The organism is Aeromonas sp. 9A, assembly GCF_963900955.1.
Classification (GTDB): domain Bacteria; phylum Pseudomonadota; class Gammaproteobacteria; order Enterobacterales; family Aeromonadaceae; genus Aeromonas; species Aeromonas salmonicida.
This window is the reverse complement of the sequence record NZ_CAWRFG010000001.1, coordinates 22361-36527: the sequence shown is the minus strand read 5'-3', so window position 1 is coordinate 36527 and position 14167 is coordinate 22361. Positions and strand designations below refer to the sequence as shown.

Here is a 14167-nt window from a genome sequence, read left to right as displayed (position 1 = left end):
AAACTGGCGTAGTTTTATTTGCCATGAATATGACCATCTTCAATCACAACTACTGGTGGTGCTGCTTCTAAACAGGCGGCACTGCTTTTCTATGTAAAATATCCCAAAGAAAACACCGTGACCGCCGAGAGGCGGTCATTGTTTTTAGCCCTTTGTCGCCTCCCGGCCCACCCCACTGGAGAGAGTGACATGCACAACCCCATCATACTGACCGGCGATCGTCCCACCGGCAAACTGCACATAGGCCACTACGTCGGCTCATTGCGTCAGCGCGTGGAAGCCCAGCACCACTACCGCCAATTCGTGATGATCGCCGATCTACAGGCACTGACCGACAACGGCCACAATCCGGCCAAGGTGACCGACAACGTGCTGGAGGTGATGGCCGACTACCTGGCAGCCGGCCTGGATCCTGCCAAGACCACCTTCTGCCTGCAAAGCGCCCTGCCCGCCCTCGCCGAGCTCACCACCTATTACCTCAATCTGGTCAGCGTCGCACGGCTGGAACGCAACCCTACCGTCAAGGCTGAGATCCAGCAGAAAGGGTTCGAGCGCAGCCTGCCGGCGGGTTTTTTGGTCTACCCGGTCAGCCAGGCCGCCGACATCACCGCCTTTCGCGCCACCCATGTGCCTGTGGGTGAAGATCAGTTGCCCATGCTGGAGCAGACCAACGAGATAGTGCGCCGCTTCAACGCCCTGGTGGGCAAGGAAGTGCTGACCGAGTGCCAGCCGATCTTGAGCGACACCGGCCGCCTGCCCGGTATAGACGGCAAGGCCAAGATGTCCAAGTCCCTCGGCAACACCATAGAACTCGGTATGTCAGCGGAAGAGGTAAAACAGGCGGTGTTCGCCATGTACACCGACCCCAATCACCTCAAGGTGAGCGATCCGGGTCAGGTGGAGGGCAATACGGTGTTCGCCTATCTGGATGCCTTCCACCCGGACAAGGCGCTGGTGGCGGAGATGAAGGCCCATTACCAACGCGGCGGGCTGGGCGACATGCGCTGCAAGCAGGTATTGAATGACTGTCTGCAGACCCTGCTCGCCCCCATGCGGGAGCGGCGCCAGGCGGCGATTGCCGACAAGCGTCAGCTGCTGCAGCTGTTGCAGCAAGGCACGCTGCAGGCCCGTGCGCTCACCGACGAGGTGCTGGCGGAGGTAAAAAGCGCCATGGGACTGGATTACTTCGCCGCACTGACCTGATCCGCCCCGCGCTGCGCCGGGCTGCCCAGCGCATCCGCGCCATAGCGTTCGAAGGCAAGTCGGTGCAGCAACCCCTTGAACCAGCCAATGGCCTGGTCATGGGCGGTGAGCGGGTGGCCCGCCATCAGGTAGACGATGGGGATATCCGGGTTCAGCTGATGCAGGCGCAGCGGGTAGTAGCGGCAGAAGTGGCGCCCTATCATCTCGGGTACCACCACCAGATAGCGGCCGGTCGCCATCAGCGGCGGTACCGCCATAAAACTCGGCAGCCGCACCCCCAGCTCACGCTCAACCCCGAAACGAGCCAGCCAGAGATCCACCATGGCCTGACTGTGACCCCAGCTGGAGGTATGGATATGAGGGCGGCTGACCAGTTCGGCAGGCCCCAGCACCTCGGGCAACTCACTGCCTAGCGGTGACAAACAGACCAGCGGGTTGTTGAACCAGGGCTCGCGCCAAAGCCGGGGCGAGAAGTGATTGGCATCGGCGAACCCGATCACCAGATCCAGCTCCCCCTTCTCCAACTCTCGCTCGTAGTCACTGTCTGCCAGCTCGCACACCTCCAGCCGGCAGTGTGGTGCCTGCCGGTGCAGCTGTTCCACCAGCGCCGGTACCAGACCGTGCTCCACCGAACCCGGGGTGGCGATGCGAAAGATCCGCCGCGCGCTGGCGGGATCGAACCCCTCCGCCTGCCGCAATCCCTGTTCCAGCATGGCCAGCGCCTGACGCACGGGTCCCGCCAGGGTCTTGGCTCGCTCGGTCGGCATCATTTCGCGCCGACTCATGACGAACAAGGGGTCATCCAGCGCCTGCCGCAACCGCCCCAGCGCGTGACTGACGGTGGACTGGGAAAGGTGCAGACGCTCGGCGGCACGGGTGACGTTTCGCTCCTGCATCAGCATGTCGAACACGGTCAGCAAGTTGAGGTCGAGGCGGGAGAGAGGGAGTTCCATCGATATCTGCCATAGTTGAATGACGACAATTCATTTTTGGCATAGTAGCAGATTGCATAGAATGCGCTGGCGAATTACATCGGAGATTAACATGCGTAGCTATCTATTGTTGCTGGCGATTGGCCTGTTGTGGGGCTCCCAGTTCATTTTCATGCATCAGGCCGTGACCGAGTTGCCCCCCATCATGGTGGCGGCCGGACGAGCCTTGTGCGGCAGCCTGACCCTGGGTCTGCTCTGCCTGTTCATGCGTCTCAAGAGCGAGCACACACCATGGCGCACTTACATGCTGATCGCCCTGCTCGATGCCACCCTGCCCTTCATCATGGTGGCCTGGGGTCAACAGTATGTGGATAGCGCCATCGCCGCCGTGGTAATGGGTTGTATCCCCTTTGTCACCATCTTGATGGCTCCCCTGTTGCTTTCCGGTGAAAAAATCACCAAGGGCGGTCTGGTCTCGGTGATCATCGGCTTCATCGGTGTGCTGGTGCTGTTCTGGCCGAAACTGGCCAACGGCATGAACGCCGGCCTGCTCGGCGCCGTGGCCATACTGTTCGGGGCCAGCTGCTTTGCCATCGGCCTGCTGATGATCAAGCGCTTCGCCAAGGACCACCCTGTGGTGGTGGCGCGCAACATACTGATCTCTTCGGCTATCCAGCTGATGCTGGCAGCCCCCTTCCTGACCGATCTGAGTGCGCTCACCATGCCGAGCCAGCATGCCATCAGCGCCGTTGTCGTGCTGGGTGTCTTCTGTACCGGTCTGGTCTACTTCCTCTACATGGCGCTGATCCAGAAGGCGGGCCCGACCTTTGCCTCCTTCAGCAACTATCTGGTGCCGCTGTTCGGCGTCATGCTGGGTGCCATGTTCCTCGGCGAGCAAATCCAGTCCACCACGGGTGTGGCACTGGCCCTGATCCTGGGCTCGGTCGCGCTGAACCAGTGGGCACAGCAACGCCGCGCCCAGCGGGAGGCTGCCCTATGTCAGGCATCCTGACCACCTTGTGTGGTGGCCTGGTGCTGATTGCCGGTTGGCAATATCGTCACCGGCTGGCCGGCCTGCTAGGCCTGCTGATGGTGCTGCTGCCCTGGTTCTTCGACAGCAAGCTGCAAGCCATGCTGAGCTATGCGTTGAGTGTCTGACATCCATCTCTGAATGTGTGACGAGAGTGTATCTCTCCTGTTTTTGGGACCGTTTTAAAAAAACCTCCGATTTGTCCCCTCTACCGGCGCTCTGCGCCGGTTTTTTTATTTCTGCATTTTCATGCTCTTGTATTGGACAGGTGCCCGACTTGAGGGTCATCTCAGGTAGCGATAACTGAGCCGCTCATTCTTGCGCGGGCCTGTGATCTCCCAGCTCAGCAGAAAACCACTGTCGCTCTCGGTCAGCTCGGCACTGTAGTGATCCTGGCCACACAGGTGAGGCTCCGCCGTCAGCCAGCGTCCATCCAGCTGGGGCTGCAACTCGAATAACGCCACCGGCTGGGCATAGCGCAGGTGGGATAGACGGATCCCCCGATCGCCGCGCTGCCACCAGAAGCGGTTGTGCATGGTCAGTACACGGCCATGGGGCGTGGTGTAACGGCCCGTCTCGGCGAACAGCCAGCCCCCCTGATGATCGGTCACCTCCACATCACCCTCACCACGACCACACCAGTCAGTCGCAGACCCCGCACTATTGCTTGCCTCGAAGGCAAAGGCGCGGATCTGTGGCAACTGGTGCCATAAACGCTGGATCACAGCTTCCATCTCGGCCATCATAGCGCCCTCAAAATTGACAACTGACGATAAATCAAACACATGAACTATTTGATAGGAGTTACCCTGCTCTGGTCATTCTCCTTCAGCATGATCGGGGTCTATCTCGCCGGCCAGGTGGATGCCTACTTCTCCGTGCTGACGCGCATCGTCCTCGCCAGTCTGGTGTTTCTGCCCTTCCTCAGACGCCGCTGGCTGCGGCCTGATTTCGCACTCAAGCTGATGGGACTCGGCGCCATCCAGCTCGGCATCATGTATCTGTTCTACTACCAGTCCTTCCTGCTGCTGACGGTGCCGGAAGTGCTGGTGTTCACCATCTTCACCCCCCTCTACGTCACCCTGCTGCACGACCTGCTGGAACGTCGCTTCAAGCCTGTGTATCTGTGGGGCGCCCTGCTGGCGGTGCTGGGGGCAGCCGTCATCCGCTTCGACGGGCTGACCGAAAGCTATGCACTGGGATTCCTGGTGGTGCAGGGTGCCAACCTCAGCTTCGCCATGGGACAAGTGGGCTACAAGGTACTGCTGGCACGGGAAGCACAGCAACCGCCACAGCAGGCGGTATTCGGCTGCTTCTATCTGGGAGCACTGGCTGTCGCCCTGCCCGCCTGGTGGTTGCTGGGCAAGCCGCAGTATCCGACTTCCGGGTTACAGTGGGGCATTTTGCTCTGGCTGGGGGTGGGAGCCTCCGGCCTCGGCTACTTCCTGTGGAACAAGGGCGCGACCAGGGTCAGCAGCGGTGTGCTGGCCATCATGAACAACGCCCTGATCCCGGCGGGCCTGCTGGTCAATCTGTTGATCTGGGGCAAGGATACCAATCTCGCCAGGCTGGCCATTGGCGGCCTGCTGATGCTGGCCTCCCTGTGGATCTGTCAGCGCGCCAGCGTGAGCAAGCATTAACCAACGACGGCATTGTGCTCCCGTCTGGCCTGACCGTGGCAGGTCGCCAGCCGGGCCAGCAAGTGATCGATATGCTCGCCGGCCTGGCTCTGCACCAGCCCGACACTGACGGTCACAGGCCGCTGCGGCAGCAGGCTGGCATCGGCGATCTCGAGACGCAATCGCTCGGCAATCTCGAGGCCACTCAAGCGATCGGTCTGGGAGAGCATCAGGATGAAACCGTCCTGGTCCCAGCGGGCGAAGGGATCTTCCCGCCGCAGCTCGTGGCGCACCATGCGCGCCAGTTTGGCAAGCATGGCATCGCAGGCCGCTTCGCCAAACAGTTGCTGGATCTTGGCACTGTGGTCCACGGTGAACTGCAACAGGCTGAAGCTGCCGCTCTCGGTCGCCAGCCGCTCGTCGAGCAGCTGTTCGAAGTGGCTTCGGCTCTCCAGTCCGGTAAGGGGATCCGTGCCATGCCGCTCTTCCGCCACCGGCTGTGACTCGAGCAGGCGTACTACCCCCAACACCTGACCGTGAACATCGCGCCGGGCTCGCTCTTCCAGCCGAACATAATGACCGTCGTGATGCAGGATGCGGTACTCGAGCCGGATCTGGGGCACTCGCCCGCTCTGACAGGCAGCGAGAGCCTCCTGCAGCACAGCCACATCGTCGGGATGCACCCGTTCCAGCCAGCCGAGATCGTCCAGACCGGTTTCACTCAATCCCAACAGACGCAGACAGGAGAGATCCCGCTGCACACCCTGTTGCGGGCTCCAGCTCCAGAGCCCCGCCTCCAGCAGAGCCATGGCATCCGCCATCAGCGTCGGATCAAAACGGGTGACCACTTCCCTCAGGGGAGCCTTGAGCATGTCCATCGAATGCCTCGAAACCGAATCTGAATACCTGCTCAATAAGTAACATTGGCTCTCGCGCCGAGCAACAGGGTCAGCTCGCTTTTCCCTGATAACCGCTCATCAGCGCCTGCCAGTTTTCCGGCACGAAGTGAAAACTGGTGTGCAATTGGGACTCTTTACTGAAGGAGCGTTGCAGCCGCTCCAGATTGGCCTGCTGCCAGCTGCCCGGGGAACGGATCGCCCCCTTGTCGAAATCGATTACCCACACCTTGCCCTCCTTGTCGAGCAGCAGATTGTGGCTGTTGAGATCCGCATGATAGACACCCGCATCGTGCAGCTGGCGCACCGTCTGACCTACCTTGTGCCACACCTGGTCGGCGATCGGCCCCTGCTTGAGCAGGGCCACCAGGTCCTTGGCACCGCGAATGCGTTCGATCAGGATGTCGGCGCGATAGAAGGGGCCCTGTTTGGCCATCCGGGCCGCAAACGGCCGTGGCACCGGCAAGCCCTGCTCGCTCAACTTGGCCAGCAGAGTGTATTCGGCCATGGCCCGACTGGATTCCACCCCCTCGAACCAGAAGCGATCCCGCACCACCTTGCCCACCATGCCGCCACGATAGTAATGACGCAGCACCAGATGACGGGATTCATCCTTTACGAACCAGGTCACACCACGCCCTATGGCAGAACCCACCACCTGGCGATGTGTCTGCCACCAGGCCGGATCAAACAGCTCGGGAGAAGGGTCACGAAAAACCCCTTCGGCGTACCAGCAGATCTGGTTGTGTTCGGTCTGTATTCGCATCTTGGTGATTCCGGTCGGTCAGTAATCGCAATGGTTCGATTCACGATAAGGCGGCTTGCCAGCACGGACCCGTGCACCTTGTGAGGATCAGGGCCAGTACCGGCTGCCAGTTGCGCGCAATTTTACAATCCACAGGGGAGTTTGCATAATGCCATCCATCCATTTTTCCACCATAGCGCCACATCATGCCGCTGTTCCAAACGCCGCCCTCTTCCATCTGCATACTGCGGCTCTCCGCCATCGGGGATTGCTGCCACGCGCTGGCGCTGGTGCGCGTCATCCAGCGGGCCTGGCCCCAGACCCGCATCACCTGGATCACCGGCAAAATCGAAGCGACCCTGTTTGCCGACTTGCCCGGGGTCGAGGTGATCGCCTTTGACAAGAGCAAGGGTTGGCGCGGTTATCTCGACCTGTGGCGCACCCTCAAGGGACGCAAGTTCGATGCGCTGCTCCACCTGCAGGCGGCCATGCGCGCCAGCATAGCGACGCTCGGTATCAAGGCCAGGGTCAAACTCGGTTTCGACAAGGCGCGCGCCAACGACGGTCAGTGGTTGTTCACCAACCACAGGGTTCCCTCCCCCACGTCTCCCCATGTGCTGGACGGTTTCCTTGCCTTTGCCAAAGAGCTCGGCATCAAGGATCTGACACCGGACTGGCAACTGCCTATCAGCGCCGAACATAAAACCTGGGCCAGGGAGAAAATCGGCGGAAAACCGACTCTGCTCATCTGCGCCGCCGCCAGCAAGGCATTCAAGAACTGGACTGCCGAAGGCTATGCTGCGCTGGCGGATCACGCGGCCAATAAGGGCTTTCAGGTCTACCTGTGCGGCGGCCCGGCCAAACTGGAGCGGGATCTGGCGGCCGACATACAGCGGCTGAGCCAGAGCAAACCGGTGGATCTGGTGGGGCAGACCAACCTCAAACAGCTGCTGGCCCTGATTGGTGAAGCGAGCCTGGTGCTGGCCCCCGATACCGGCCCCACCCACATGGCAACCCTGGTAGGCACACCTGTCATCGGCCTCTACGCCCACCACAATCCGGCTCGCACCGGCCCCTATTTGTGCCGTGACTACGTGGTCAGCGTCTATCAGGAACTGATCGAACAGGAAACCGGCAAGCCGCTGGCCGAGCTCGGCTGGCGCACCCGCCTCAAGGATCCGGATGCCATGGGCAAGATAGGGATTGAGAGGGTCATCGCCACCTTTGACCGGCTCTGCGCCGATCGTCACCTGCCCGGCTGAGGGCGATTCGGAAATTCCGAGCCATGAGGCAGGGATAACCTGATGGCCCCTGTCCCGCCTGCGGGGCAGAATGGCAGCCGATGTGGGTTACGCTCCCGCAGCAAGCAACGAATACTTTGATCGGCTGGAATATGATTCCAGCCGTTTTTTTATCCGCCGCCTTCTGATAAAATTCTCCGCCTTTACATCCTCCCGACTCAAGAATTTCCTGCGTTTTGCGTTTGGCTGTCTCCCTTTCGGGCACAAGACGGCGGCCTCTGCTACAACCAAAACGCAGCTCTAGATAATAAGGTAATGACATGGCGCAACAAGGCACTCTCTATATCATCTCCTCCCCGAGCGGGGCGGGTAAATCCAGCCTGCTCAATGCCTTGCTGACCAAACACAACCCGGCTGGCAAGATGCAACTGTCGGTTTCCCACACCACCCGCGCCACTCGTCCCGGCGAAGAGAACGGAGTGCACTACCACTTTGTGCAGGTGGAAGAGTTCAAGGAACTGATCGAACGCGGTGACTTTCTGGAGTGGGCAGAGGTATTTGGCAACTATTACGGCACCTCTCGCGCCGCTATTGAAGCCTGCCTGGCTCAGGGGATCGACGTCTTCCTCGATATCGACTGGCAGGGCGCCCGCCAGATCCGTGAGCAGATGCCGACCAAATCCATCTTTATTCTGCCCCCCAGCCGCGCCGAGCTGGAACAGCGTCTGATCGGGCGCGGTCAGGACAGCGCCGAGGTGATTGCCGGCCGGATGGCGAAAGCCATTGCCGAAATGGTGCACTACGACGAGTATGACTATGTCATTATCAACAAGGACTTTGAGCTGGCACTGTTCCAACTCAGGGCCATTATTGAGTGCCAACGGCTGGAAATGCGTCAGCAACAACAGGCACAACAAAACTTGCTGCAACAGCTACTGGCAGAATAGGCCAAAAACAAGTAAACTTTTGCGTCATTTTTAAACACTGCTTTTTTAAACACAGAAAGCCCAAACACTGGAGTCCTGCATGGCACGCGTTACTGTAGAAGATGCTGTAAAACAGGTAGGTAACCGTTTTGACCTGGTGCTGGTCGCCGCCCGCCGCGCCCGCCAAATCGCGGTTCAAGGCAAAGATCCCCTGGTCGACGAAGAGAACGACAAGCCGACCGTGATCGCCCTGCGCGAGATCGAACTGGGTCTGGTGAACAATCAAGTGATGGATACCCAGGACCGTTACGAGCAGCAAGAACAGGAAGCCGCCGAACTGGCAGCCGTTGCTGCCATCGCCGAAGGCCGCGGTTAAGTAAGTAATTTCCCATGGTCGGCGCCCGCCCGGGTGCCGACTGTTCTTCCCATTTACAACCGCTCGAAAACCTCGCAAACTCAGGACTATTCCTCAATTTCACGGATTGCCGTTTCACCGCTGCGGGGACTGTCTTGTATTTATTTGAAAATCTTAAAGAAATAGCCAGTTCCTACCTGCCTCCAGAGCAGGTTGAGAAGCTCAGGCAAGCCTATGTGGTGGCCCGTGATGCCCACCAGGGACAGATGCGTTCCAGTGGCGAACCCTATATCACCCACCCGGTTGCCGTTGCCCGCATTCTCGGCGACATGCGACTCGATCACGAAACCCTGATGGCCGCCGTGCTGCACGACGTCATCGAAGATACCCCGGTAACCAAGGCCGATCTGGCCGCACTGTTTGGCGATGCCGTCGCCGAACTGGTGGCCGGCGTCTCCAAGCTCGACAAGCTGAAGTTTCGCGATCGCAAGGAAGCTCAGGCCGAAAACTTCCGCAAAATGGTGATGGCCATGACCCAGGATATCCGGGTCATCCTGATCAAGCTGGCCGACCGCACCCACAATATGCGTACTTTGGGTTCGCTGCGACCGGACAAGCGCCGCCGTATTGCCCGCGAAACCCTCGAGATCTTCGCCCCCATCGCCAACCGCCTCGGCATTCATACCATGAAGAACGAGCTGGAAGAGCTGGGTTTCGAGGCGCTCTACCCTATGCGCTCACGGGTATTGCGAGAATCGGTACGCCGCGCCCGCGGCAATCGCCGTGAAATCATCGACTCCATCCAGAGCGAGATCGAGGGCCGCCTGCATGAGGCCGGCATCGACTCCCAGGTGAGCGGCCGCGAGAAGAACCTGTTTTCCATCTACAACAAGATGGAAAAAAAAGAGCTGCAATTTCATGAGGTAATGGATATCTACGCCTTTCGCGTCAGAGTGAAGGACATAGATACCTGTTACCGGGTGCTGGGGCAGATGCACAGCCTCTACAAGCCGCGCCCCGGTCGCTTCAAGGATTACATCGCCATCCCCAAGACCAACGGCTATCAGTCGCTGCACACCTCGCTGGTGGGGCCCCACGGGGTACCGGTGGAGGTACAGATCCGTACCGAGTTCATGGATCAAATGGCCGATAAAGGGGTTGCTGCTCACTGGGCCTACAAGCAGGATGGCGACAGCTCGGGCACCACGGCCCAGATCCGCGCCCAGCGCTGGATGCAGAGCCTGCTGGAGCTGCAGCAGAGTGCCGGCAGCTCGTTTGAGTTCATCGAAGGGGTCAAGACAGACCTGTTCCCTGACGAGATCTACGTGTTCACTCCCGAAGGTCGCATCATGGAGCTGCCCACGGGTGCCACGCCGGTGGACTTCGCCTACACGGTACACACAGATATCGGCCACGCCTGTGTGGGGTCACGGGTTGACAGACATCCCTACCCCCTCAGCAGCCCGCTCTATTCGGGGCAGACGGTAGAGATCATCACGGCACCTGGCGCCCGCCCCAATGCGGCCTGGCTTAATTTCGTGGTGACCACCAAGGCCAGATCCAAGATCCGCCAATTCCTCAAGAATCTGCGCACCGAAGAGTCTGTGGTACTGGGCCGCCGCCTGCTCAACCATGCACTTGGCGCCAAGAACATCGAAGACATTCCGGAACCCCGCATCAAGCAGGTGCTAGCCGATACCAAACACGAAAACCTGCAAGGTCTGCTGGCCGACGTGGGCCTGGGCAACGCCATGAGCGTCATGGTGGCGCGCCGTATGCTGGGGGATGAACTGCCGCCGGAAGAGCAGCCCAAATCCAGCAGCAAGAAGATGCCGATCAAGGGTGCCGATGGCATGCTGGTCACCTTCGCCAATTGCTGCCGCCCGATCCCTGGGGATGCCATCATTGCCCACATCAGCCCGGGCAAGGGGCTGGTGATCCACCAGGAAGCCTGCCGCAACATCAAGGGCTACAGCCGCGAGCCGGACAAGTATCTGCCGGTGCAGTGGGAGGTGGACAAGGATCAGGAGCAGGAATTCCGCACCGGCATCAGCATAGAGATAGTCAACCATCAGGGTGCGCTGGCCGAGCTGGCCAACGTGATTGCAGCCACCGGCGCCAACATTCACGCCATCAGCACCGAAGAGAAGGATGGCCGTGTCTATCTGGTCACCCTACTCATCACCACCAAGAGCCGCATCCACCTGGCCAACATCATGCGCAAGATCCGCGTGATGCCCAATGTGCTCAAGGTGAGCCGACAAAAGAACTGAAAACAGGCGGCGCAAGCCGCCTGCTGCTTTTATAGAGACAAGCCATGATCCCCGAATGCCTCAAGCAAATCAGTATCATACTGACCCAGCCTCAACCCGGCTCAACCCGCTTGCTGCGCACTCTTGGCACACCCGCCTCACCCTATAGAAACTGATATGACTCCTGAACGATTTAAACGGATTTCCGACATGCTGGCCCAGCGTCAGCTCGACTTGACCGTCTGCATGGAAGAGGTTCATAAACCTCACAACCTGGCCGCCATAGTGCGTACCGCCGATGCGATTGGCATCCACAGGGTGCATGCCGTCTGGCCCAAGACCTGGATCCACAAGCGCAAGGGCACGGCCCGCGGCAGCCAGAACTGGGTGGATGTGAAGCTGCACCCGGATATCGGCAGCGCCGTGGCCGAGCTGAAAGCCTCCGGCATGCAGATAGTGGCGACCCACCTCTCGGAGAGCTCGGTGGACTTTCGCACCATCGACTACACCAGACCCACCGCCATTCTGGTGGGTCAGGAGAAACACGGCATCGGTGAAGAGGCGCTGGCCCTGGCCGATCACCATATCGTCATCCCCATGGTGGGCATGGTGCAGTCCCTCAACGTCTCGGTGGCTGCCGCCGCCATCCTCTACGAGGCACAGCGTCAGCGCGAGCTGGCGGGCTGTTATCAGCGCGGCTGTCACCTCACGCTTGAAGAACAGAACACTATCTTGTTCGAGGGGGGCTACCCCATCTATGCCCAGCTCTGCAAAGAGAAAGAGATGCCCTATCCCCAGCTCGGCCCGGCCGGTGAAATTCTGGCGGACGAGGCCTGGTGGCAACGGATGCAGCTGACCCGCAAGGGCTGGGCTGCACAACAGGAAGATCCCCTGGATATGGAGTATCCAACCGATGAAATTTAACTGTCTGCCCCTGCTGGCACTGACCCTGTTTTCTGCCGGAGCCCTTGCCGTGACCAATCCCTATCCGCTGACATCCGAAGCCGAGATCCCCGCGCTTTACCAGCAAACGCTGCCCGACTTCTGGCGTACACATGCTATCGAGGGGGAGTTCAAGGCCAGAGATGGCGTCACCATCCGCTATGCCGCCCTGCGCCAGGCCAAGGTGGATCGCGCCATCGTCATCGTCAATGGTCGGGTCGAGAGCTATCTCAAGTATCAGGAACTGGCCTGGGATCTGTGGCGCCAGGGCTACAGCCTCTACCTCATCGATCACCGGGGACAGGGCCTGTCCGACCGTATGCTGGCCGACAAGCAGAAAGGCTATGTTGCTGATTTCGAAGATTATGTGGTGGATCTCAAACAGTTCCACGACCAGGTCATCATGGCAGACCAACCCGCCAAACTGTTCCTGCTGGCTCACTCCATGGGCGGTGCCATCTCGGCGCTTTACCTGGAACGCTGGCCGGATGATATCAAGGCGGCCGTGCTCTCCTCCCCCATGATGGGCATCAACCTCGGCGGTCTGCCCAAATGGCTGGCACAGGGGCTCACGGCCAGCATAGACACGGTCGGCAGCTGGCTGGGCGAACCACCCTATGGTCCCGGCCAGGGCAGCTACCAGTCACACGAATTTGCCGATAATGGCCTGAGCCATAGCGCGCCGCGCTATAAGGCGTTTCGCGATCTCTACGAACAGCACCCGCAAATCAAGCTGGGGGGGGTGACCGCCCACTGGATACGCGAGGGAATAGCCGCCGGAGATACCGCCATTGCCGCCGCTGATCGGATCAAGACGCCACTGCTGCTGCTGCAGGCGGGGGAAGACAGCGTGGTGGACAATGCCGCCCAGGATGCTTTCTGTGCCAAGGCCAGATGTGAAGGGGGCAAGCCGCTGCGGATAGAGGGCGCCTGGCATGAGCTGTTTATCGAGGCAGACCCCCAGCGTCAGGCCGCACTGAGCGCGACCCTGGCGTTCTTCGAGCGCTTCTAGCGCTGGTTATTTTTTGGATCCCTAAATAAATGGGGTGACGCAAAACGCTGGGGTACACTGCCCCGGCGTTCAATTGATGCCGAGGTAATGATGTTCAAGGTAGTTGTATCCGATCTCGATGGCACCCTGCTCAACAAGCAGCACCAGATCTCCCCCCGCACCCGTGACACCCTGCACCGTCTGGTGGAACAGGGGATCAAGTTCGTGGTGGCCACTGGCCGGCACCATGTGGATGTGCGCAGCATTCGCGACACCCTCGGGCTGGACATCTACCTCATCACCTCCAACGGTGCCGTGGTGCACGACAAGCAGGATCAACTCATCTTCAATCAGGCGCTGCCAGCTGCCGTGGCCGCCGAGCTGATCGCACTGGATCGCGACCCTTCCATTCACCTCAATGTCTACTATGGCGACGAGTGGCTGGTAGAAGAGGAATTGCCCTGGTTGCTGCAATTCCATGACGAGTCCGGCTTCACCTACCGCCTCACCGACCTCGCCACCCACCCGATGGACAAGGTCAACAAGGTCTTCTACATCGGCGAGCACGAGAAGCTGCTGCAGATCGAGGCTCACCTCAACCAGCATTATGGTGATCGACTCAACGTCACCTTCTCCCTGCCGGACTGCCTCGAAGTGATGCACGCCGGGGTGCACAAGGGCAATGCCGTGCGCGCCGTGCTGGCACAGCATGGACTGGATATGTCTCAGGCCGTCGCGTTCGGGGATGGCATGAACGACTTCGAGATGCTGGACATGGTGGGCCGTGGCGTTGTGATGGGCAATGCCCACGACCGTCTCAAGCTCGCCTTGCCGGCACATGAGCAGACCCTGAGCTCGGACGAAGATGGGGTTGCCGTCTATCTGGAGCAGCTGTTCGCCCTCAGTACTGCTGGCGCAGCCTGACCCGTGACAACATGGATACCACGACTCTGGTATCCATGTTGTTTGGCAGATATTTCAAATCGAGACACAGGCGAAATCTCCCTCAGCCTGCAACCTGTCCCACATCCCCTA

Annotated in this window: 15 protein-coding genes; 11 read left to right on the top strand and 4 right to left on the bottom strand. The window is 59.9% G+C overall.

All coding sequences use genetic code 11. The annotated features are described in order from the left end of the window. Window positions 1-189 precede the first annotated feature (189 nt). Window positions 190-1203 carry a tryptophan--tRNA ligase gene (gene trpS / locus AACX78_RS00175; RefSeq protein ID WP_159165057.1) on the top strand — a complete coding sequence of 338 codons (1014 nt, stop codon included), beginning with the start codon at window positions 190-192 and terminating at the stop codon, window positions 1201-1203. Here trpS and AACX78_RS00170 read toward each other — a convergent pair. Beyond that, complete coding sequence (locus AACX78_RS00170) at window positions 1182-2156, bottom strand: LysR family transcriptional regulator (RefSeq protein WP_159165056.1); 975 nt, start codon at window positions 2154-2156, stop codon at window positions 1182-1184. The genes trpS and AACX78_RS00170 overlap by 22 nt on opposite strands. 91 nt (window positions 2157-2247) lie before the next feature. Here AACX78_RS00170 and AACX78_RS00165 point away from each other — a divergent pair, with 91 nt between their 5' ends. Both AACX78_RS00165 and AACX78_RS00160 read left to right on the top strand, forming a co-directional pair. Next, the gene (locus tag AACX78_RS00165; protein WP_005319455.1) at window positions 2248-3147 is read left to right on the top strand and encodes a DMT family transporter; all 900 of its coding nucleotides are present in this window, start codon (window positions 2248-2250) and stop codon (window positions 3145-3147) included. Next, a complete protein-coding gene (locus tag AACX78_RS00160; RefSeq protein ID WP_005319457.1) occupies window positions 3132-3293 on the top strand; it encodes a hypothetical protein in 162 nt (53 codons plus the stop codon). The genes AACX78_RS00165 and AACX78_RS00160 overlap by 16 nt, the downstream gene beginning before the upstream one ends. Window positions 3294-3449: 156 nt before the next feature. On the opposite strand, the gene AACX78_RS00155 is transcribed toward AACX78_RS00160, so the two are convergent. Next, on the bottom strand, window positions 3450-3908 hold the full coding sequence (locus tag AACX78_RS00155; protein WP_159167407.1) for a DUF6314 family protein: 459 nt from the start codon (window positions 3906-3908) through the stop codon (window positions 3450-3452). A gap of 42 nt (window positions 3909-3950) precedes the next feature. Between AACX78_RS00155 and AACX78_RS00150 the strand changes: the two genes are divergently transcribed. After that, complete coding sequence (locus AACX78_RS00150) at window positions 3951-4805, top strand: carboxylate/amino acid/amine transporter (RefSeq protein ID WP_159165055.1); 855 nt, start codon at window positions 3951-3953, stop codon at window positions 4803-4805. Here the strand turns inward: AACX78_RS00150 and AACX78_RS00145 are convergent. Beyond that, a complete protein-coding gene (locus AACX78_RS00145; RefSeq protein ID WP_201302738.1) occupies window positions 4802-5662 on the bottom strand; it encodes a GGDEF domain-containing protein in 861 nt (286 codons plus the stop codon). The genes AACX78_RS00150 and AACX78_RS00145 overlap by 4 nt on opposite strands. A gap of 70 nt (window positions 5663-5732) precedes the next feature. Continuing rightward, window positions 5733-6446, bottom strand: a complete 714-nt coding sequence (locus AACX78_RS00140) for a 3-deoxy-D-manno-octulosonic acid kinase (protein ID WP_087756799.1) — start codon at window positions 6444-6446, stop codon at window positions 5733-5735. Window positions 6447-6631: 185 nt separating this feature from the next. Here AACX78_RS00140 and AACX78_RS00135 point away from each other — a divergent pair, with 185 nt between their 5' ends. The 7 genes from AACX78_RS00135 (at window position 6632) to AACX78_RS00105 (ending at window position 14056) form a co-directional block, all read left to right on the top strand. Further along, window positions 6632-7687, top strand: coding sequence for a glycosyltransferase family 9 protein (locus AACX78_RS00135; protein ID WP_159165054.1), 1056 nt, complete (start codon window positions 6632-6634; stop codon window positions 7685-7687). A gap of 299 nt (window positions 7688-7986) precedes the next feature. Next, window positions 7987-8613, top strand: a complete 627-nt coding sequence (gmk, locus tag AACX78_RS00130) for a guanylate kinase (protein WP_059169434.1) — start codon at window positions 7987-7989, stop codon at window positions 8611-8613. Window positions 8614-8692: 79 nt separating this feature from the next. After that, window positions 8693-8968, top strand: coding sequence for a DNA-directed RNA polymerase subunit omega (gene rpoZ, locus AACX78_RS00125; RefSeq protein ID WP_005307060.1), 276 nt, complete (start codon window positions 8693-8695; stop codon window positions 8966-8968). Window positions 8969-9102: 134 nt separating this feature from the next. Next, entirely contained in the window at window positions 9103-11220 is a 2118-nt protein-coding gene (spoT, locus tag AACX78_RS00120) for a bifunctional GTP diphosphokinase/guanosine-3',5'-bis pyrophosphate 3'-pyrophosphohydrolase (protein ID WP_096119794.1), read from the top strand. Window positions 11221-11376: 156 nt separating this feature from the next. Beyond that, a complete protein-coding gene (gene trmH, locus AACX78_RS00115) occupies window positions 11377-12123 on the top strand; it encodes a tRNA (guanosine(18)-2'-O)-methyltransferase TrmH (protein ID WP_159165052.1) in 747 nt (248 codons plus the stop codon). Beyond that, entirely contained in the window at window positions 12113-13153 is a 1041-nt protein-coding gene (locus tag AACX78_RS00110) for an alpha/beta fold hydrolase (RefSeq protein ID WP_159165051.1), read from the top strand. Before trmH ends, AACX78_RS00110 begins: the two co-directional genes overlap by 11 nt. Before the next feature lie 90 nt (window positions 13154-13243). Then, window positions 13244-14056, top strand: a complete 813-nt coding sequence (locus AACX78_RS00105) for a Cof-type HAD-IIB family hydrolase (RefSeq protein WP_058395569.1) — start codon at window positions 13244-13246, stop codon at window positions 14054-14056. Window positions 14057-14167: the final 111 nt, after the last annotated feature.

Coding starts and splice junctions, on each gene's coding strand:
- gmk (WP_059169434.1), top strand. CDS start 7,987: ATGGCGCAACAAGGCACTCTCTATATCATCTCCTCCCCGAGCGGGGCG.
- AACX78_RS00110 (WP_159165051.1), top strand. CDS start 12,113: ATGAAATTTAACTGTCTGCCCCTGCTGGCACTGACCCTGTTTTCTGCC.
- rpoZ (WP_005307060.1), top strand. CDS start 8,693: ATGGCACGCGTTACTGTAGAAGATGCTGTAAAACAGGTAGGTAACCGT.
- AACX78_RS00145 (WP_201302738.1), bottom strand. CDS start 5,662: ATGGACATGCTCAAGGCTCCCCTGAGGGAAGTGGTCACCCGTTTTGAT.
- AACX78_RS00105 (WP_058395569.1), top strand. CDS start 13,244: ATGTTCAAGGTAGTTGTATCCGATCTCGATGGCACCCTGCTCAACAAG.
- AACX78_RS00155 (WP_159167407.1), bottom strand. CDS start 3,908: ATGGCCGAGATGGAAGCTGTGATCCAGCGTTTATGGCACCAGTTGCCA.
- trpS (WP_159165057.1), top strand. CDS start 190: ATGCACAACCCCATCATACTGACCGGCGATCGTCCCACCGGCAAACTG.
- AACX78_RS00140 (WP_087756799.1), bottom strand. CDS start 6,446: ATGCGAATACAGACCGAACACAACCAGATCTGCTGGTACGCCGAAGGG.
- AACX78_RS00170 (WP_159165056.1), bottom strand. CDS start 2,156: ATGGAACTCCCTCTCTCCCGCCTCGACCTCAACTTGCTGACCGTGTTC.
- trmH (WP_159165052.1), top strand. CDS start 11,377: ATGACTCCTGAACGATTTAAACGGATTTCCGACATGCTGGCCCAGCGT.
- AACX78_RS00160 (WP_005319457.1), top strand. CDS start 3,132: ATGTCAGGCATCCTGACCACCTTGTGTGGTGGCCTGGTGCTGATTGCC.
- AACX78_RS00165 (WP_005319455.1), top strand. CDS start 2,248: ATGCGTAGCTATCTATTGTTGCTGGCGATTGGCCTGTTGTGGGGCTCC.
- AACX78_RS00150 (WP_159165055.1), top strand. CDS start 3,951: ATGAACTATTTGATAGGAGTTACCCTGCTCTGGTCATTCTCCTTCAGC.
- AACX78_RS00135 (WP_159165054.1), top strand. CDS start 6,632: ATGCCGCTGTTCCAAACGCCGCCCTCTTCCATCTGCATACTGCGGCTC.